The following is a 15067-nucleotide window of genomic DNA, read 5'->3' as shown; positions in this document are numbered from 1 at the left end:
GCTTAAATTTTAAAACCAATTTTTCATAGACGACCAAATTTTATTGAAAAAATTCTGTCCGTCTTTTTTGGGAAGTTGGATATTCAAATCCTCCTTCTTAGCCGCAGTCGCACCGCCGTCCGCTCTGACGCCCTCTTTTTCTATCGCCTTGCTGACCTCTTTTTCATAATATTCGTTCACATTTCGTTTCGGAGCCTTGTTTATAACTTCGTCTTTGTAGCGGAGTTTGCCGTTAGAGTCCATCTCGTAAGGGGTGAATTCGCCAAAGCCATACATACAAAGTCCTAGTGCGCAAGAATTTGAAATATCATCAGCGATCTCGTGCAAGCCGCCCACGCTTTTTGCTCTTGCAACCCTAACGGAAGTATTATCAAAAACTATCGCCGCTAAATCGCGCACATCGTCTAGCTTCGCCATACCGCCCGTGATTACAATACCTGCGCCTATGCGGTCTTTATAGCCGCTTCTTTCGATCTTATCGGCTATCATATCAAAGGTCTCTTTAACGCGAGCGAGGATAACTTGAGAGATGATCTCAAGGCTTATGATGTGGTTTTCTGACTCGCTATCTCCTAAAGCAGGCAGCTCGACTTCGCTATTGCCTTGATTAATTAGATCGTTATAGGTAATTTTAATGTTTTCCGCATACGGAAGCGGCGTATGTAGGGCGCGCGATAGATCGTTAGTAACGTTATTGGAGCCAAACATCACAACATCGTTATAACGCAAGGAATTCCCCAGGTGGATGACTATATCGCATGTAGCGCCGCCCATGTCAATCAGCACTACGCCGAGTTCTTTTTCGTCCTTGCTAAGCGTAGATATGGATGATGCGTAGCCTGAAAGGACAATATTATCGACTTTCACGCCAGCCATTTCAACGGATTTTTTCAAATTTTTAATAGAGCTTTCTGGCGCGATGACGATATGCGTAGATACCTCTAGGCGCGTGCCGCTCATACCGAGGGGGTCTTCGATGTGTTCCTGCTCATCGACTCTGAAATCATACGGAAGCACATGTAAAATCACACTATCGCTAGGCACATTTGCTTGCGCTTCGGCAACCTGCATGGCACGCTTTATTTCATCCAGCCCAATCTCATTTTCCATAGTTATGACACCGCGAGATTTAACGCTTTTGGCGTATGAGCCCGAGATAGATATAATGGCTTTATCATAGCTTCTACCAGCGCCTTTTACTGCTGCTTTCACCGCCTGCTTTATTGAGCCCGCGGCCTGCTCTATGTTTGTTATAACACCCTTTTTGATACCTAAAGTATCGGCTCCGCCAACGCCTAAGACCGTAAAAATGCCATCATTTTTAGCGATTATCGCGCGAATTTTAGTTGAGCCTATATCTAGACCTAAAATATACTCACTCACTGTCTTTACCTTTAAAATATCTTTCGGTTTTATAGCGCTTTTCTAGCATTTTGGTTAGATCATCTTGCAAATTAGAATTTAATAACGCAGTTATCCTATCGGCTACGATCGCTTTTTCTTTATCTATCTCTTCGCTACTTCCTAGGCTCTGCTGTGAAATTTTATACACTACGGCTTTGTTATCAAACATCACTATCCCTTCTTTCGCAGGCTTATTAAACATATCGATAAGAAATTTATAAAATTCGTCATCGCTTAGCTTGGTATTATTTTTACTATTAAGAGATAGCGTGCCGAAATCTTCGCCTTTGAAATTTTTAAGCGCATCTTGAGCTCTTTTTTCAAGTAGCTCTTTACGTTTTTTTGTTTCAAATTCTTTAGAAGCCAAAGACTTAGCCTCTTCAAAGCTCATCTGCCTAGGCTGCTCTACGCCGTTCAGTTTAGCAATCAAATATCCGCCTTTGTACTCGAAAGGCTTGATGACATCTCCTGGCTTTGCCACCTCAATCTCAGATATTGGAAAATTGCTAGCCGTAGCAACTATAGTTTCATTAGTATCGAGCTTGCCTTTTTTGATCTCCAGATAATCCTTTGTAGCGTCTTTTTTAACCTGATCCATGCGGTAATCTTTTAAGACATTAGGTTTGGCTTCTGCAAAATCCAATAGTTTATCATCCAGGCTTCTATACTCGCCTCTGTGTTCTTCGTAAAATTTACTTAGCTCGGTTTCGTTTATGTCCGCATTGCTAGGCGCTACGAAATAGGCCCCTAGATTATATTTTTTCTCGGTCATAAAGTGCGATTTCTCACCTTCCCAAAATTTCTTTAGCTCGTCGTCATTAAAAGTGACGTTAGCGTCTGCGTAGATTATCTCTGCAGAAACCTTATCCTGCATCAGCTGCGATGCTGCAAATGCTTCTACGATCTTAGGGCTAGGCGTTATTTTTAGCGCTTTGCCAAGCTTTTCTAAAGTTAGGACCTTTTGTAGATTGCGCTCAAATTCTTTTTTAGTAAGTCCAGAATTTTTTACTACGTTGTTGTAAAGTTCCTTACTAAATGCGCCATTTTCTTGGAAATTTGGCGAGTTCAGTACAAATTCCGCCACATCTTTATCACTAGCCTGAACGCCTAAATCTTTAGCAAAATTTAGAAAATACGCCTCGCCGATTAGCTGATCTACTGCGATCTGATCTAGATGCATATTTTTGGCTTGTTCTTGAGTAAATTGCCCATCGCTCATAGCACTCAGCCTGTTGTATAGTTCGGAATATTTTGTGTTTAATTCTTGATTTGTTATAGAAATCTGCCCTACTCTAGCGATTGAGCCTGCACGATTAGCGTTCATATCATATGCGCCCCAGCCGACGAAGCCTGCGCCCACGAAGGCTATCGTGCTTATCCAAATAGTTGGTATAAGCGACTTCTTATGCTTTTGCATCCATTCTATCATCTAAATCCTTAAATAGCTAACTAAAGAAATTTTTTGTTAGTAATTATACAGATAAAACCTTATGTAAGGCTGAAAAATAGGCATTTTTAGCGAATTATAACGCGTTAGTAAATGATTTGGTATACATTAATCTTAGCTTAGCAAAAGCAGCTTTGAACTCATTTCTAAAATCGCTATTTTTTTCGCCATTTGCTGCGCGCTCCTTGCATGGGCAAAAACCCCATAGCCGCGAATCACCATTATATCGCTATTTTCATTTATCATATAGTTACAAATTTCATACGGCGCACGCTCGTGCCAGTCGTCGTAGCTCTTAGGATCGTAAATTTCAATGCGCTTAAATTTGCTCACCCCAAAGTAATCTCGCGGCAAAATAAAATCATGCTCCAGCGTATATGCGACAAGATACGGCGGTGTCGCGTAGGTTACGAATTTTGCCTCTTTTATATTTTTGTAGATATTTATATGTATGTCGCTATCGATGCTAGCATTCTGCCAGCGGTAGTCTTTTTTTGAAAACAGCGTTATAAAATCATCCCTATCCAGGCTATCGAAAATCGCGTCTTTTTTGTTGATCAAGAACTGATTTTCTTTAATTTTTGCTGAAATCGAGCCGTGAAAGATCCCAAAAAGCCTATCTCTAAACATCGAAAGCGAAATTTTGCGTAAAATTTCATAATAATACTCGTCCATCTCTCGCCTTTGTAAAAAATTTCGCTATTATATAGGATTAGAAATTTCAAAAGGATAAATTTAAGTGCAAGCTCCACATATTCCGGTGCTTTTTTCGCAAACGATCGCCGCATTTTCGCAGCTTGAAGACGGCTACGTTATCGACTGCACGTTAGGCTACGGAGGGCACAGCGAGGGCATTTTGACCGCTAATCCGCACCTTAAACTCATCGCTTGCGACAGAGATGCCCAAGCGATAGAATTTTCGCGCGAGCGGCTCAGTAAATTTAAAGATCGCATAGAAATCCACAAAGCAAAATTTAGCGAAATTTTAGAAATTCTGCCCGAACAAAAACTCCGCGCAGTTCGCGGGATCTTAGCCGACATTGGCGTTTCATCTCTTCAGCTGGATAAAAACTCGCGCGGCTTTTCCACCAAAAGCGATGCGCTGGATATGCGAATGGACGAGAGCGCAGCTCTAGATGCGGCATACGTCGTAAACCACTACTCGCAAGCGGATCTGGCGCGCATTTTCCGCGAATACGGCGAGCTAACAAACGCTAACGCAATCGCTGCTAAAATAGCTACTGCGCGGACTAACGCACCACTAACAAGCGCTAAAGCTTTGGCAAATTTAATCGGAACGAAGCCCGTTAAAGGGCGCAGCATCAGCACGGCTACGCTAGCATTTCAGGCGATCCGCATCGAGGTAAACGACGAGCTTGGCGAGCTAAAGCGCCTGCTCACACTCATTGAGCAAAAATCGCGCGATTCAATTCTAACTAATGTAACTGTCGCTATAATCTCGTTTCATTCGCTTGAAGACCGCATAGTAAAGGAGCGATTTAGGGCGTGGGAGCGCGATTGCGTCTGCCCTAGCGAATTTATGCGCTGCGAATGCGGCGGCGGGCATTCGTTAGGGAAAATCCTAACCAAAAGCCCTATAATAGCGGACGCGCAAGAGCTTGCGCAAAACTCGCGAGCCGCAAGTGCAAAGTTAAGAATTTTTCGACTGAAATGACCGCCTTTGATTGCTATGAATTTTAAATTTTGACGAAATTTTGTAAAATTTACAGATTTTGCAGGCATTAAATTTTAAAATTTTATGGAATTTTAAAATTCAGCTTTCAAAGATTCGCTTTAGAATTTATAATATTTTCGGTGTTTTTTTTGGACACCTAATAGCCAAATCATAAAATTTAACAAAAAGTTTAACGTTGAATTTTACGCTAAATTTAATGTATAATTTTATGAGATTTAGCTGCTGCATATTTTAAAAACTAAGTGGCAACATAGATATAGAACCGAACGAAAGTTAAAATTTGGTGCCTAAAGCAAGCGGCGTAATGCCAAATCTAAGTCCTTTGCATTAAAGAAATTTTGCAAGTGAGCCGTAATTTCATTGATTTTTTTAGACGATAGAGCCTATCTTGCAAGCGATATCCCCTTCGCTTAGCGTTTTAAGGCGCATCGAAGACGCAGTGAAATTTTAAGCGGTTTTTCAGACGATTTGACAAAATTTTATAAATAGTCAATCTCGGTAAAGTGAGCTCGATTTTTACCTGTCAAAATGAATTTCCTAAGCAGGCGGTGCAAATAGGCAAAGACATTGAAATTTCGTTTGTCAAGATAGAATTTTGCAGATAGATAGCGATTGAAGTAAATGAAATTTCGTAGCAAATGCAAAAACCGCCAACGTAGAAATTTAAAACTAGACAGCGGGACTCAGCAGATAAGCTCTGCTGCCGATATAAATTTTGCAAGCCGGCAGCGTATAAAATGGGTAAAAGCAGCATAATCTTGCCCGCTACGGCTGGAATTTATCTTTACCTGATTCCACGAGCCTGCCGCCGGTGCAAAGAGTGAGCAAAATTAACAAAAATAGCCCGCTAAATTAAAATTTGCCTTTGCTGGCCGAGATAGAATTTGGCAAGTTAAGATAAAATTCCATTTACCGAGGTAAAATTGCAAAGAAAAATTTTGCTCGTAGCTTTGGCTTTTAAATTTTACCTTAACGGCTCATTACTGGGCGCACGCTAGCTGTGAGCTTCGAGCAGAATTTATCTTGACGCAGGCGCTTTGGCAGCAAGTAAAAATAGGATCGTGGTTTTAAATTTATGGAGATTTTAGATGAATAAATATGAATATTTTGCCGACGACGATGACGGGCACGACTTCGCAGGGACATCCGATCTAGCGGGCATAGAGCTTGCGAAAAGACGAGCTATGGAGGATCTGACGGATGAGGAGCTAGAGGATAGGCTCGCCGCGGATCTTTCCGTAAAACGAAACTACGCGGGCGCAGCGGGCGGTTACGACGATTTTGCTGGCTTAGAATTCGAAAGTTCAGGCTTTATAAATACCCAAAACTACCTAAATTCCGAAAGCGTCGGAACAAAATTTAATAAAAGCAACAAAGTCAAATTAAAAGGACGCGACGACGCAAATATTTCAGCCACTCGCGGCAGCGATAATTCCAGCGGAGCGAGCTACGGCGATTTTGCAGGTACCAATTTTGTCGGCAAGGCGGATTACGCGGCGTTTGCAGATGCAAGCTTTACAGGTACACAAAATCAAAATTACGCAGATCTGGGCGCGCATGATTATGCAAGCCTTGCCGCAGGGCGCAGCTATGGCGGTTTTGCTGGCGCACAAGACGAGCTACTACGCAACTACGATGCCGAGAAAAAAAAGGAGAAAAATCTCACGCTTTATCAGCTTTTAGTCGTTTATCTGCTGATCGGATTTGCGTTCTTGCTGACGGTGCCGGCGATTTACATCCGCAACGAAATTTATTACATCAGCCGCGACATCGCCGCGCTTCGTACCAAACACGAGGTTTTGCTTGAGGAAAATCGCGCGCTTAACAACGACATCGAATATCTGCGCTACAAAAATGAAATTTTAGATCCGCAAAGCGTGCAAGAAAATGGGCGCTGATGGGATTGTGCTCGCGGCGTTTGCATTTTTTGCTGCACTAGTACTTGCCTTGCTGATCGCGCTCGTGCTACAAAACCGCCGCATAAGCGATGCAAACTCCACGCTTAGCGAGCTTTTAAACGAAAGGCTCACAGCTCAAAGTGCGAGAGCAAGTGCCGAGCTTTTTAAGCTAAATCAAAGCCTAAACGACGGCTTTAACGATAAGCTCTATTATCTTAATAGATCCCTAGGCGAGGGTTTGCAGCGCCAAAATAGCGCGCTTAGCGAGAATTTAAGCTCGCTGGATCGCGGCTTTAAGGACATAGCGGAAAATCTAGCGCGAATGAGCGAACAAAATAAAACTTCACTTCAGGTGCGTGACGAAATCGCAAGGCTAAACTCGATTTTAGGCAACGTCAAGCTGCGTGGCAACTTCGGCGAGTACCGATTAGAGAGAATTTTATCGATGATCTATGGGCAAAACACCGCATTTTATGAGCTGCAAAAGCACCTACCAAACGGCAGGATTGCGGACTGCGCGCTGCATATCGCAAAAGAAAAAATTCTTTGCATCGACTCAAAATTCCCACTTCAAAGCTATGAAAAGATCATCGCTGCCTCCGCCTCAAACGACACTGCAGCGCTTGCTAGTGCGGATAAGCAACTCGCCTCCGATATGAAAAAGCACGCCGCAGATATCGCGGAAAAATACATCATACCGCCTCTTAGCACGGAGTTTGCGGTGCTATTTGTGCCCAGCGAGGCGGTTTTCGTCTATGTCTGCGAGAAGCTGCCGCAGGTACTTGAATACTGCGCGCAAATCGGCATTTTTGCGGCATCACCCACGACGCTGCTGGCGCTTTTAGGCACGATCCGCACCTTCGTAAAAGACGAGGCGCTCGCGCAAAATATAAAATCGGTAAAAGATGAAATTTACGCGCTAAAATCGGACTTTGAGGCGCATGCTAAGTATGCGACGTCGCTTCAAACATACGCAGATAAGCTCGCCGCGCAAGCGGAGCTTTTAAACAAAAATGCAAAATCTCTAAAAGCCCGCTTTGAGCGTTTTAGCGAGCTATAATGAGGCAAACCGTAGCGTACAATGCGGCGCTTCGGGTGCCTTAGCACGCCGTAACGCGGCGGCATTTTGCGCGGCTAGATTATCGGTAAAGGCTTTAAGTTCCGCCTCTCATAAAGCTTTAGCTTTTGCATTGTAAGCTTGCATGGCTTTCTAAAATTATCGCTGGGCTACCTATTTTGTGTATTCGGTGTTTATTCGGAGTAAAATTTCAAAAACGGACGCAAATCTCAAAACATACGCCGTATTTAAAAATACAAAAAGATTAGGCGGGCAATCTTACGCGGCGGCAAGATGAAATTTTAAGTTTGACGCAGCGCCAAAACGCACAAAATTCTCTTGCGAAATCTTAAAATTCTAAAATTTCTCGGCAAAAATCAGAGCCATAGCACTGCAAATTCGCCAAATACCTTCGCGCTAAAAACCCAAAAAATCTCGCTGCTATAGTCTCAAAAAACCGCGTATCTTAAAATTCTGCGAGTAAACTGAAATTACCAAGCGCCTTAAAACCGCATGCGCAAGCAAAAAAATCGCACTGCACCTTAAAGCTACCCTAACGATCTCGTTTTACCGCCTTTATATGCCGCGAAAATCGCGTAGCAGGTCAAAACCGAGCAATAGAATTTTAAAGGCTTGATTTTACGATCGATCCAAGCGCCTAGGCGCCAATTCAAATCCACTCGATGAAATATATATTTATATTGAGGCTGCGAGGCTTTGGCAGACACATAAACGGACATAACAGCCAACTCCACGTGACGGAATTTTTAGTGCGACTTTGCACCAATCTGATTAATAAATCGTTCGTCGTCCGCCTCACGGCTAAATTTTGGGGTATTTCTTTGCCACTTTAAGTCACTAATTCAAATCCGCACGGTGAAATTTTTGGTGCGACTTCGCAACTTCAAAGCTTAGCGCCGATTCGATTAATAAATTGCGCGCTCCTTAGCCAATGCGCGAGTATGTGGCACCTTCATATGATTCTGCAACTTGACGCGCTGATACACCAAGCTAAATACGGGCATGAATAGGCATCGTGCCCATGCTTCACACCGCGACTTTGTATCGCTAGATCCAAACGTACGTAATAAATTTTAGATATTTTTTTGCTTCGCGCAAAATTTTCAATAGTTTTTAGAGATTTTATAAAATTTTAAGTGCTTTGCGCTGCTGCGTCACGCCACACTTATACCAAATCACGCTCAATCTGCGCTGCCTATTTATCGGTCGCGCAATTTTTATTGTAGTAGGCAATGGTGCGCTCGTACTCGTCGTAAGTCTGTATATAATCGTTCGCAACGCTTGGGTTTGCATATCGATCCTCGACCGCCAAGAGCTCCGCCTCAAGCTCTTTGTAGCGCTCATAAACCTCTGCACAAGCGCGATCGTGAGCGTCGCCTTGCAAGATTACTGACTTATCAGGACCCGCACTCGCGCAGCCTCCGAGCCCTAAAACGATGGCGCAAAACGCGCCGCATAAAATTAAGCTTTTCAAAATTTTTTCCTTATTCCAAGTAAATAAATTCGGCGTAAAAAGAGGTGTGGTTATAAGCCGAGTTCCGTTACAGCGGTCATTTATCTAGACCGATTTTTGCAAATCGGTTCGAGCGAACAGTTCAAATATAAGACGAAACCACCCGTTCTTGCTGCAGGTTGGGTTTGCATTGCCGCTCGTGTCTCCACGCGCGCGGTGGGCTCTTACCCCGCCCTTTCACCCTTACCGCTTGCGCGGCGGTTTGCTTTCTGTTGTACTTTCCCTAGGGTTGCCCCCGGCGTCCGTTAGACGCAACCTTGTCTTATCGCAGCTCGGACTTTCCTCTCCTTGCGGAGCGACCGCACGCCACACCCGAGCGCAATTATAGCTTTTTTGGCTTAAATTTCATTGCATCTTACGGATCGTGCGCTCGCTAGATAAATTTAAATGGATTTTGTCTTGATATCTGCCGGTAAAATTTCATATTTTACTCGGAATTTAAAATTTTAAATTTAAGCAGGCATTAATACCTTGATGATATAATTTATCAAGATAAGTTATGTTGGCTAATGGATTTCGGCAATCTATCTGCAAACGAAAGCCAAGCGTTTGGGCTGCTGCGACTATCATGATATTTGCGGCTTATAGAAATTCGGTGTTGCTGAGCCATATCCATTTTGGAGCGCACGAGCAGATAATCAAAAATAAAAGGAGAGATTGCGATGATTGAAATTTTGCAGAAAAATGACGATTTATTAGTAAATATCCTGGGGGATGCGAAAGAATTGGTAAAAAATTTCTTGCAACTATCCAAGTCGGATGAGAAATTTAAAGACTACTATAAAAACATTATCGATGGGGGGCTTTTATTTTTTCACCTGCATGAGAGACTTCATAAAGAATTTCCCGAGTTAAAAAGCCACAAGATAGAAGAGCCTAAATTTTAACCCGCCTTTTCAAAGGACAGATCGATAAATCCTACCGAAAGCAAGCGTTTTGATCTGCCAAGGCGCATTTTTCTTAATGCAAACAGTTAGACTAGGCGGGCTTTAGTACAAATTCGAGCGCGGGCTTGCGTGAATCCGAATGCAATGCGGCGTGGGTATATTGAAACCACGCGCTATTTTTGGAATTTTGCTTGCCCTTTGAGTGGTCTGCTCCTACTCCGCGACATCTTCGAATATATCTCGGTGCAAAATTTCTTCCAAAACGACCGTCGCGTAAGAGCCTTTCGGCAGGTAAAAACTGAAGCTAAAATGCGCATTTTGCACATCGTAGGCGTGCTGCACGCGCTCCATAAAGCTCCACGCAAACCTGCGCGAGCCGTTCATTTGCGCCTCAAGCTCGCGAGCAGGCGCGAAAATCTCATCTTCAAATCTGCCGCCAAGCCCGCTAGCTCGCAGCTTCGCTCGCCCCGCGATAAGGCCTGCGCTCGTGATTTCTCGCCTCGCAAACCGCTCGCACTCCGCGCCCAGATCGTCGCAGCTAAAAAACACGCCGTGCGGAAAATGTCCTAAAATCTCGCCTCTTAGCAGCTTAAAAAACTGCGGCTGAGCCACGATCTCGCGCGCCTCCTCCTTGCTTAGCCCATAAATTTTAGCAAACTCTCCAAGGCTAAATTCCGCGGCAAATTTTGAAATTTCGACCCGCTCGCTAAGCCAGCGATTGAAAAGCTCGCTCTGATAGGCGCTGATTAGAAAGTCGCGCATTTTTGGGTTTTTAAGCCGCCTCTGTCCGCGCAGCACCTCCTCGCCCTGCGCCGCGTTGTCGCCGAACTTGCCGAAGCGCTGATAGCCGAAGTAGTTCGCAAAGCCCTCGCGCTCTAGCGTATCTAGCGCGGCTGTGAGCTTGACGGCGTCGGGTGGCAGGACCTTTTTTAGGCGGATGAAAAAGTCGTTGCCCTTTAGATGTCCGATTTTAAGCTTGTTTTTGTGCCTTTGCACGCTTAAAATTTTAAGGCTCTCGTGCGAAAATCCGCCCAGCGCAGGCTCAAATTTAGCAGGCATGCTAACGTGCTGCGTCGTAAGCCCCTGCTTGTCCTTAAGCCCCGCGTAGCCGAACTCGCGCATCTTTGCACCCGTGCACTCGCTTAAAATCCGCAACGCCTCGTGCGTGCTGATGCCCTTTTTTTGCAGCAGCAAAATGCAGTGCTCGCCTTCACCACTAGGCTCGTAAAGCGGCACTTCGCGCACGACGAAATCGCTGGAATTTTTACTAAAATGCGCATTTATCGGCGCGTGATTTAGAGTGTATAAATTTTTCATAGCCGGCCTTTGCGTTAATCTAAGGCGCAATTTTATAAAATTGAGCCTAAAAAACTCATTATTAAGGCAAATTCTAGTATCATTGCTCTAAAAAAAAGGATGAAAAATGCTAATCAGGCTCTTTCGCTTCGATCCCCGCTGCGACGTCGCAAGCTACTTCAAGCCCTATGTTTATGAAAGCGCGCCCTTTGCCGATCTTGCGGCACTGCTTGACGACATCTGCGCGCACGATCCCTATTTCAGCGCGCAGGGGGTGGAGTTTGTAAAAATCGGCGGCACCGCAGTAAGCGTAAAAGAGCCGCTAGATACGCTGATAGCGCACTTTGGAAGCGAGCTAATCATAGCCCCTCTTAGCGAAAAAGAGGCGATTAAAGATCTGCGCTGCGAGCCGAAGGCGTTTTTGGATAAATTTAAAGCCTTTGAGAGCATCGCGGACGCTGCTGATTTCGAGTTTTACAAAAGCCTCACGCCCTATTTTTACTCGACGAAAATCCCCGCATGCTCGCAGGAGTTTTTGGGCAACAGCGCCTTTATCTTCGCGCACCGCCTGATGCAGACGCATCCGAGCGAGCGTATGAGGATTTTGGAGATCATCGAGCCGCAGATGGCGTATTTTACGAAGTGCGACGCCGTGGGGATGGAGTTTGACGACCGCGCGGCATACAGGGCGTTTTGCGATATTTTAAAATTTGAACCCGCGCGCAGCAATAAAATTTTAAGTGCGCAGAGCATGGCGGAATTTGACGCAGCGGGCGCGAAGCACAATTTTAGCGGCTTTAACGTCGCCGTGTGGTACGACGAGGCTGCAGAGGAGCTAGCTAGCAGGCTGGGCGCGCAGATCGTGCACTTTGAGCACGAAGGCGCGCCGCTTGGAGCGCAGATATACGAGCGCGAGCTGGAGTGCGCGCTGCGGCTGGGGGGCGAAATTTTATTTGACGCGTTTGATAGCGGAAGTGATTTTTTGCTCCTGAATTCCAAGCTCGCGCTTGATTTTTTAGACGGCAGAAGCGATGAAATCCAAAGGCTTTTCGGCAGAGATCTCGCGGGGTTTTATCTAATTACGACGGATGAGCTCATCGCTCTAGCTCGCGGCGAGAGGCCCGACTTTTCGGCACGCAAGCTAAAGCCGATGCTGATTTAAGCGGACGAGGTTTTAAAATTTATCCTATTACGACGGTAAAATTTTAAATCGACTGTATATTGATGATCGGCATAAAGCAAATAGTTTTCTTAATCGTAGGTGGTTTATCCTATACTATTTCTTTAATTCGGCATTTGTTGTTTTGCCCTGTGGCTCGTATTTTGTCCTTTGCTATAAATTGACCATTAAGCTTGCTTTTAATTTTTCTTTTGGAGTAAAATTTTCTAGTCCAACTCCGCCACCGCCATATACGCTTAAAATTTTTCTCAAAATATCTATAATTTCATCGCCGGTTGTATTCTCGGCATCTGTTTTTATATCGTGAAGCTCATAAATAATTCTATACGAATCGCCAATCGTTTCATCATTAAAAATCCGCCTCAAGTCCAGCTCTATATCGTTACTTTTATAATGCAATAACCATATCGTTTTAGTTAAGGCATAATCTCCTATATCTCTTAAATGATCATGCGATATACGAATTAGCCAAGTGTTATTTTCTCGGTCTATACACCAATCTAATCTTTCTAGGAACCATAGACTAATTTCATCATCATCATATTTTTTACGTATTTTGTTTATCGTTTCCAATAAACTATATTTTTCAATATCCTCTTTTGAAATACGCTCTGTAACAAACGCCACTTTATCCCCTTTTCTTTAAATTTTTGATATGAAAGTTACTTGAATATTTTCTTTAGGGACAATAGACACCCCATCGCCATATTCATTTAAAATTTCTTTTAAAATATCCACAATCTCTTGCTTTGGTATATCCCCGATATCGCTTCTTATGGATTCTAACTCATATATTATTTTAAACGGATTATCCGTAATTTTCGTGCTAGTATTTTTGTTATGTATATCTCTTAAATCGATCTCTATATCTTTACCTTTATAGTGTAAAAGCCATATATCTTCACCGCTAAATTCCATATCTCTCGGATCCCCGATAGTGATACTGCATACTGAAAAAAGCCAAATACCTCTTTCTCTATCTATGCACCAGTCTCTTGAATTTAGAATAGCCCATTCCAGCTTAACTTGATGATACTTTTCACATATATCATTGCTTGGTTTTAGTAAGTCGTATTTCTCGATATCCTCTTTTGAAATATACTCTGTAATAAACGCCATTCTCTCCTCCTTAAAAATTTACAATTTTAGACTACTTCGGATTGCCGCCGCCTTTGCTCTTGCGACAAATCATTTAGCCATTTTCGCGGCAAATGGCTAAATATACGCTAAGCTCTATCTTGCCGCGCCGCGTAAAATTTTAAAATTTTGCTTCTTACAGGCGCTATTTTCTTGCCTATCTCTTGCCACTAACTCGCGTCTGCTTGGGCGAAATTTTGAAATTTAGCTGTTCGCCGCGCACCCACCGCGTATGAAAACTCCACAATCCGCCGCTAAATTCCATTTGCGGCCGCTCAAAATCGCGCGGGCTTGCGTGAGATAAAATTTTAAAATTCAGCCGTCTGAAACAAGCGGACGAAATTTTACAAAATTTTGCCGTCGCAAATCAAAGCGACAAACAAAGGCGCTGTCGCGCAAAAATCGCGAGAATTAGCAAAAGTCGCGTTTGAATTTCATCGGTAAATTTATAAATTCCGCCTACGCTTCGGCGGTTTCGTTTTCGTCGATTACGGCTTGCATCGCCTCTCTGGCGTGCTGCAGCCAATCTTTATCGCTCGTGTCGAGCAGGTCTAGGTAGATGATTTTGACATGTCCGCTGTGGACGGTGAAATCATGAGAGTTTGCGATGTGCTGCGTGCCGATAAGCACCACGGGTTGGACGCGCAGACCAAGCTTGCTAACGATCGCTTTGGCGCCGCTTTGAAATTGCAAAAGCTGCGTGCCGCGATGTCTAGTGCCCTCGGGAAACATCGTAATGACGCGCCCTTCGCTCACGCGCTGCTGCACTTCGTGCACGATCCGCACCAGATCGCGCGGATTGGAGCGATCGACTTGGATCATCTTCGGAAGAGTGATGATTTTGCCGATGATAGGGATGTCTGCGATCTCCTTTTTAGCGATCCAGCAGATATCGGCGGGATGGGTTTCTTCGAGCACGACGATATCCATTATACTTTGGTGGTTGGCGATTACTAGCTGCGCACGCGGATCAGGGGTACCTATGATCTGGATATCGTATCCAATGCCGTAGCGCTGGAAGCGCCCCCAAATGCGACGAAAGCGACGATGAGATGAGTTTTTCACCGCCATGGCGATCACGACGCAAACGACGGTAAAAATAAACCAAATCGCGTAAAATAACGCTCTAATCCTTGCTAAGCTCATCTTTTTTAACCCAGCCGATCTTGTTGCCGCCCAGCATGATTTTATAAAATTCCTTATTCGTACCCAAAATTTCAACCTTTTCGGGATTTTTAGTCACGTAAAACACGGTGGAGCTTTGCATAGGCAAAATTCTAACCGGAGAATTTTGCGCGATACTGCCCGTGCCGTAAGGCCTTTGCGCGTAGAAATTTACCGCCAAAATCAGCACAGCAAAGATAAGCGGCGTGATATTTTTGCTAAGCAGAAACATCACCAAAAGCCCGGCTGCGAGGGTATATATCGCGATCTGCTTGTAGGCTTCGAACTTGCTCTCTTTCGGATTTAGACCGATCTGCGTGCTAAGATCCTCGGCGCGCGGATTAAGCTCAAGACCGAAATTTTCAAA

At 44.2% G+C, this 15067-nt stretch carries 14 protein-coding genes and 1 other RNA gene; 5 read left to right on the top strand and 10 right to left on the bottom strand.

Annotated elements, in window-relative coordinates:
* Window positions 1-9: 9 nt before the first annotated feature.
* The 3 genes from ftsA to Q0198_RS01865 form a co-directional block, all read right to left on the bottom strand.
* Window positions 10-1383, bottom strand: coding sequence for a cell division protein FtsA (gene ftsA / locus Q0198_RS01875; protein ID WP_297894364.1), 1374 nt, complete (start codon window positions 1381-1383; stop codon window positions 10-12).
* Complete coding sequence (locus Q0198_RS01870) at window positions 1376-2833, bottom strand: peptidylprolyl isomerase (protein ID WP_297894363.1); 1458 nt, start codon at window positions 2831-2833, stop codon at window positions 1376-1378. Before Q0198_RS01870 ends, ftsA begins: the two co-directional genes overlap by 8 nt.
* A gap of 132 nt (window positions 2834-2965) precedes the next feature.
* The gene (locus Q0198_RS01865; RefSeq protein ID WP_297894361.1) at window positions 2966-3526 is read right to left on the bottom strand and encodes a class II aldolase and adducin N-terminal domain-containing protein; all 561 of its coding nucleotides are present in this window, start codon (window positions 3524-3526) and stop codon (window positions 2966-2968) included.
* A gap of 64 nt (window positions 3527-3590) precedes the next feature.
* On the opposite strand from Q0198_RS01865, the gene rsmH reads away from it, so the two are divergent.
* The 3 genes from rsmH to Q0198_RS01850 all read left to right on the top strand — a co-directional run bounded on the left by rsmH (window position 3591) and on the right by Q0198_RS01850 (window position 7505).
* Window positions 3591-4526 carry a 16S rRNA (cytosine(1402)-N(4))-methyltransferase RsmH gene (gene rsmH / locus Q0198_RS01860; protein WP_297894360.1) on the top strand — a complete coding sequence of 312 codons (936 nt, stop codon included), beginning with the start codon at window positions 3591-3593 and terminating at the stop codon, window positions 4524-4526.
* A 1109-nt stretch (window positions 4527-5635) separates the two neighbouring features.
* A complete protein-coding gene (locus Q0198_RS10920; protein ID WP_366111791.1) occupies window positions 5636-6445 on the top strand; it encodes a hypothetical protein in 810 nt (269 codons plus the stop codon).
* Window positions 6435-7505 carry a DNA recombination protein RmuC gene (locus Q0198_RS01850; RefSeq protein ID WP_297894358.1) on the top strand — a complete coding sequence of 357 codons (1071 nt, stop codon included), beginning with the start codon at window positions 6435-6437 and terminating at the stop codon, window positions 7503-7505. Before Q0198_RS10920 ends, Q0198_RS01850 begins: the two co-directional genes overlap by 11 nt.
* Before the next feature lie 1213 nt (window positions 7506-8718).
* Here Q0198_RS01850 and Q0198_RS01845 read toward each other — a convergent pair.
* Entirely contained in the window at window positions 8719-8997 is a 279-nt protein-coding gene (locus Q0198_RS01845; protein ID WP_297894357.1) for a hypothetical protein, read from the bottom strand.
* A 37-nt stretch (window positions 8998-9034) separates the two neighbouring features.
* Window positions 9035-9351, bottom strand: an RNA gene (rnpB, locus tag Q0198_RS01840) — RNase P RNA component class A.
* A 347-nt stretch (window positions 9352-9698) separates the two neighbouring features.
* Between rnpB and Q0198_RS01835 the strand changes: the two genes are divergently transcribed.
* The gene (locus tag Q0198_RS01835; RefSeq protein WP_297894355.1) at window positions 9699-9923 is read left to right on the top strand and encodes a chemotaxis protein; all 225 of its coding nucleotides are present in this window, start codon (window positions 9699-9701) and stop codon (window positions 9921-9923) included.
* Between the two features lie 213 nt (window positions 9924-10136).
* Here the strand turns inward: Q0198_RS01835 and truD are convergent, their stop codons facing one another.
* The gene (gene truD / locus Q0198_RS01830; RefSeq protein ID WP_297894353.1) at window positions 10137-11240 is read right to left on the bottom strand and encodes a tRNA pseudouridine(13) synthase TruD; all 1104 of its coding nucleotides are present in this window, start codon (window positions 11238-11240) and stop codon (window positions 10137-10139) included.
* A gap of 106 nt (window positions 11241-11346) precedes the next feature.
* Here truD and Q0198_RS01825 point away from each other — a divergent pair, with 106 nt between their 5' ends.
* Entirely contained in the window at window positions 11347-12381 is a 1035-nt protein-coding gene (locus Q0198_RS01825; RefSeq protein WP_297894351.1) for a hypothetical protein, read from the top strand.
* A 171-nt stretch (window positions 12382-12552) separates the two neighbouring features.
* Here the strand turns inward: Q0198_RS01825 and Q0198_RS01820 are convergent, their stop codons facing one another.
* From Q0198_RS01820 to Q0198_RS01805, 4 genes are all read right to left on the bottom strand, one after another.
* Complete coding sequence (locus tag Q0198_RS01820; RefSeq protein WP_297894350.1) at window positions 12553-13026, bottom strand: hypothetical protein; 474 nt, start codon at window positions 13024-13026, stop codon at window positions 12553-12555.
* Between the two features lie 15 nt (window positions 13027-13041).
* On the bottom strand, window positions 13042-13518 hold the full coding sequence (locus Q0198_RS01815; RefSeq protein WP_297894349.1) for a hypothetical protein: 477 nt from the start codon (window positions 13516-13518) through the stop codon (window positions 13042-13044).
* A gap of 477 nt (window positions 13519-13995) precedes the next feature.
* Entirely contained in the window at window positions 13996-14682 is a 687-nt protein-coding gene (locus Q0198_RS01810) for a lysophospholipid acyltransferase family protein (RefSeq protein WP_297894348.1), read from the bottom strand.
* The coding region (locus Q0198_RS01805; RefSeq protein ID WP_297894347.1) for an SH3 domain-containing protein at window positions 14663-15067 on the bottom strand (405 nt) is incomplete at its 5' end. The genes Q0198_RS01810 and Q0198_RS01805, both read right to left, overlap by 20 nt.

The organism is uncultured Campylobacter sp., from assembly GCF_938045205.1.
Classification (GTDB): Bacteria; Campylobacterota; Campylobacteria; order Campylobacterales; family Campylobacteraceae; genus Campylobacter_B.
Note: the sequence above shows the minus strand (reverse complement) of the source record. Positions and strands in the feature narration are given on the sequence as shown.

Excerpts from the sequence above, each read along its gene's own strand:
- Q0198_RS01870 (WP_297894363.1), bottom strand. The coding sequence starts at position 2,833 with ATGATAGAATGGATGCAAAAGCATAAGAAGTCGCTTATACCAACTATT.
- Q0198_RS01865 (WP_297894361.1), bottom strand. The coding sequence starts at position 3,526 with ATGGACGAGTATTATTATGAAATTTTACGCAAAATTTCGCTTTCGATG.
- Q0198_RS10920 (WP_366111791.1), top strand. The coding sequence starts at position 5,636 with ATGAATAAATATGAATATTTTGCCGACGACGATGACGGGCACGACTTC.
- Q0198_RS01850 (WP_297894358.1), top strand. The coding sequence starts at position 6,435 with ATGGGCGCTGATGGGATTGTGCTCGCGGCGTTTGCATTTTTTGCTGCA.
- Q0198_RS01835 (WP_297894355.1), top strand. The coding sequence starts at position 9,699 with ATGATTGAAATTTTGCAGAAAAATGACGATTTATTAGTAAATATCCTG.
- truD (WP_297894353.1), bottom strand. The coding sequence starts at position 11,240 with ATGAAAAATTTATACACTCTAAATCACGCGCCGATAAATGCGCATTTT.
- Q0198_RS01825 (WP_297894351.1), top strand. The coding sequence starts at position 11,347 with ATGCTAATCAGGCTCTTTCGCTTCGATCCCCGCTGCGACGTCGCAAGC.
- Q0198_RS01815 (WP_297894349.1), bottom strand. The coding sequence starts at position 13,518 with ATGGCGTTTATTACAGAGTATATTTCAAAAGAGGATATCGAGAAATAC.
- Q0198_RS01810 (WP_297894348.1), bottom strand. The coding sequence starts at position 14,682 with ATGAGCTTAGCAAGGATTAGAGCGTTATTTTACGCGATTTGGTTTATT.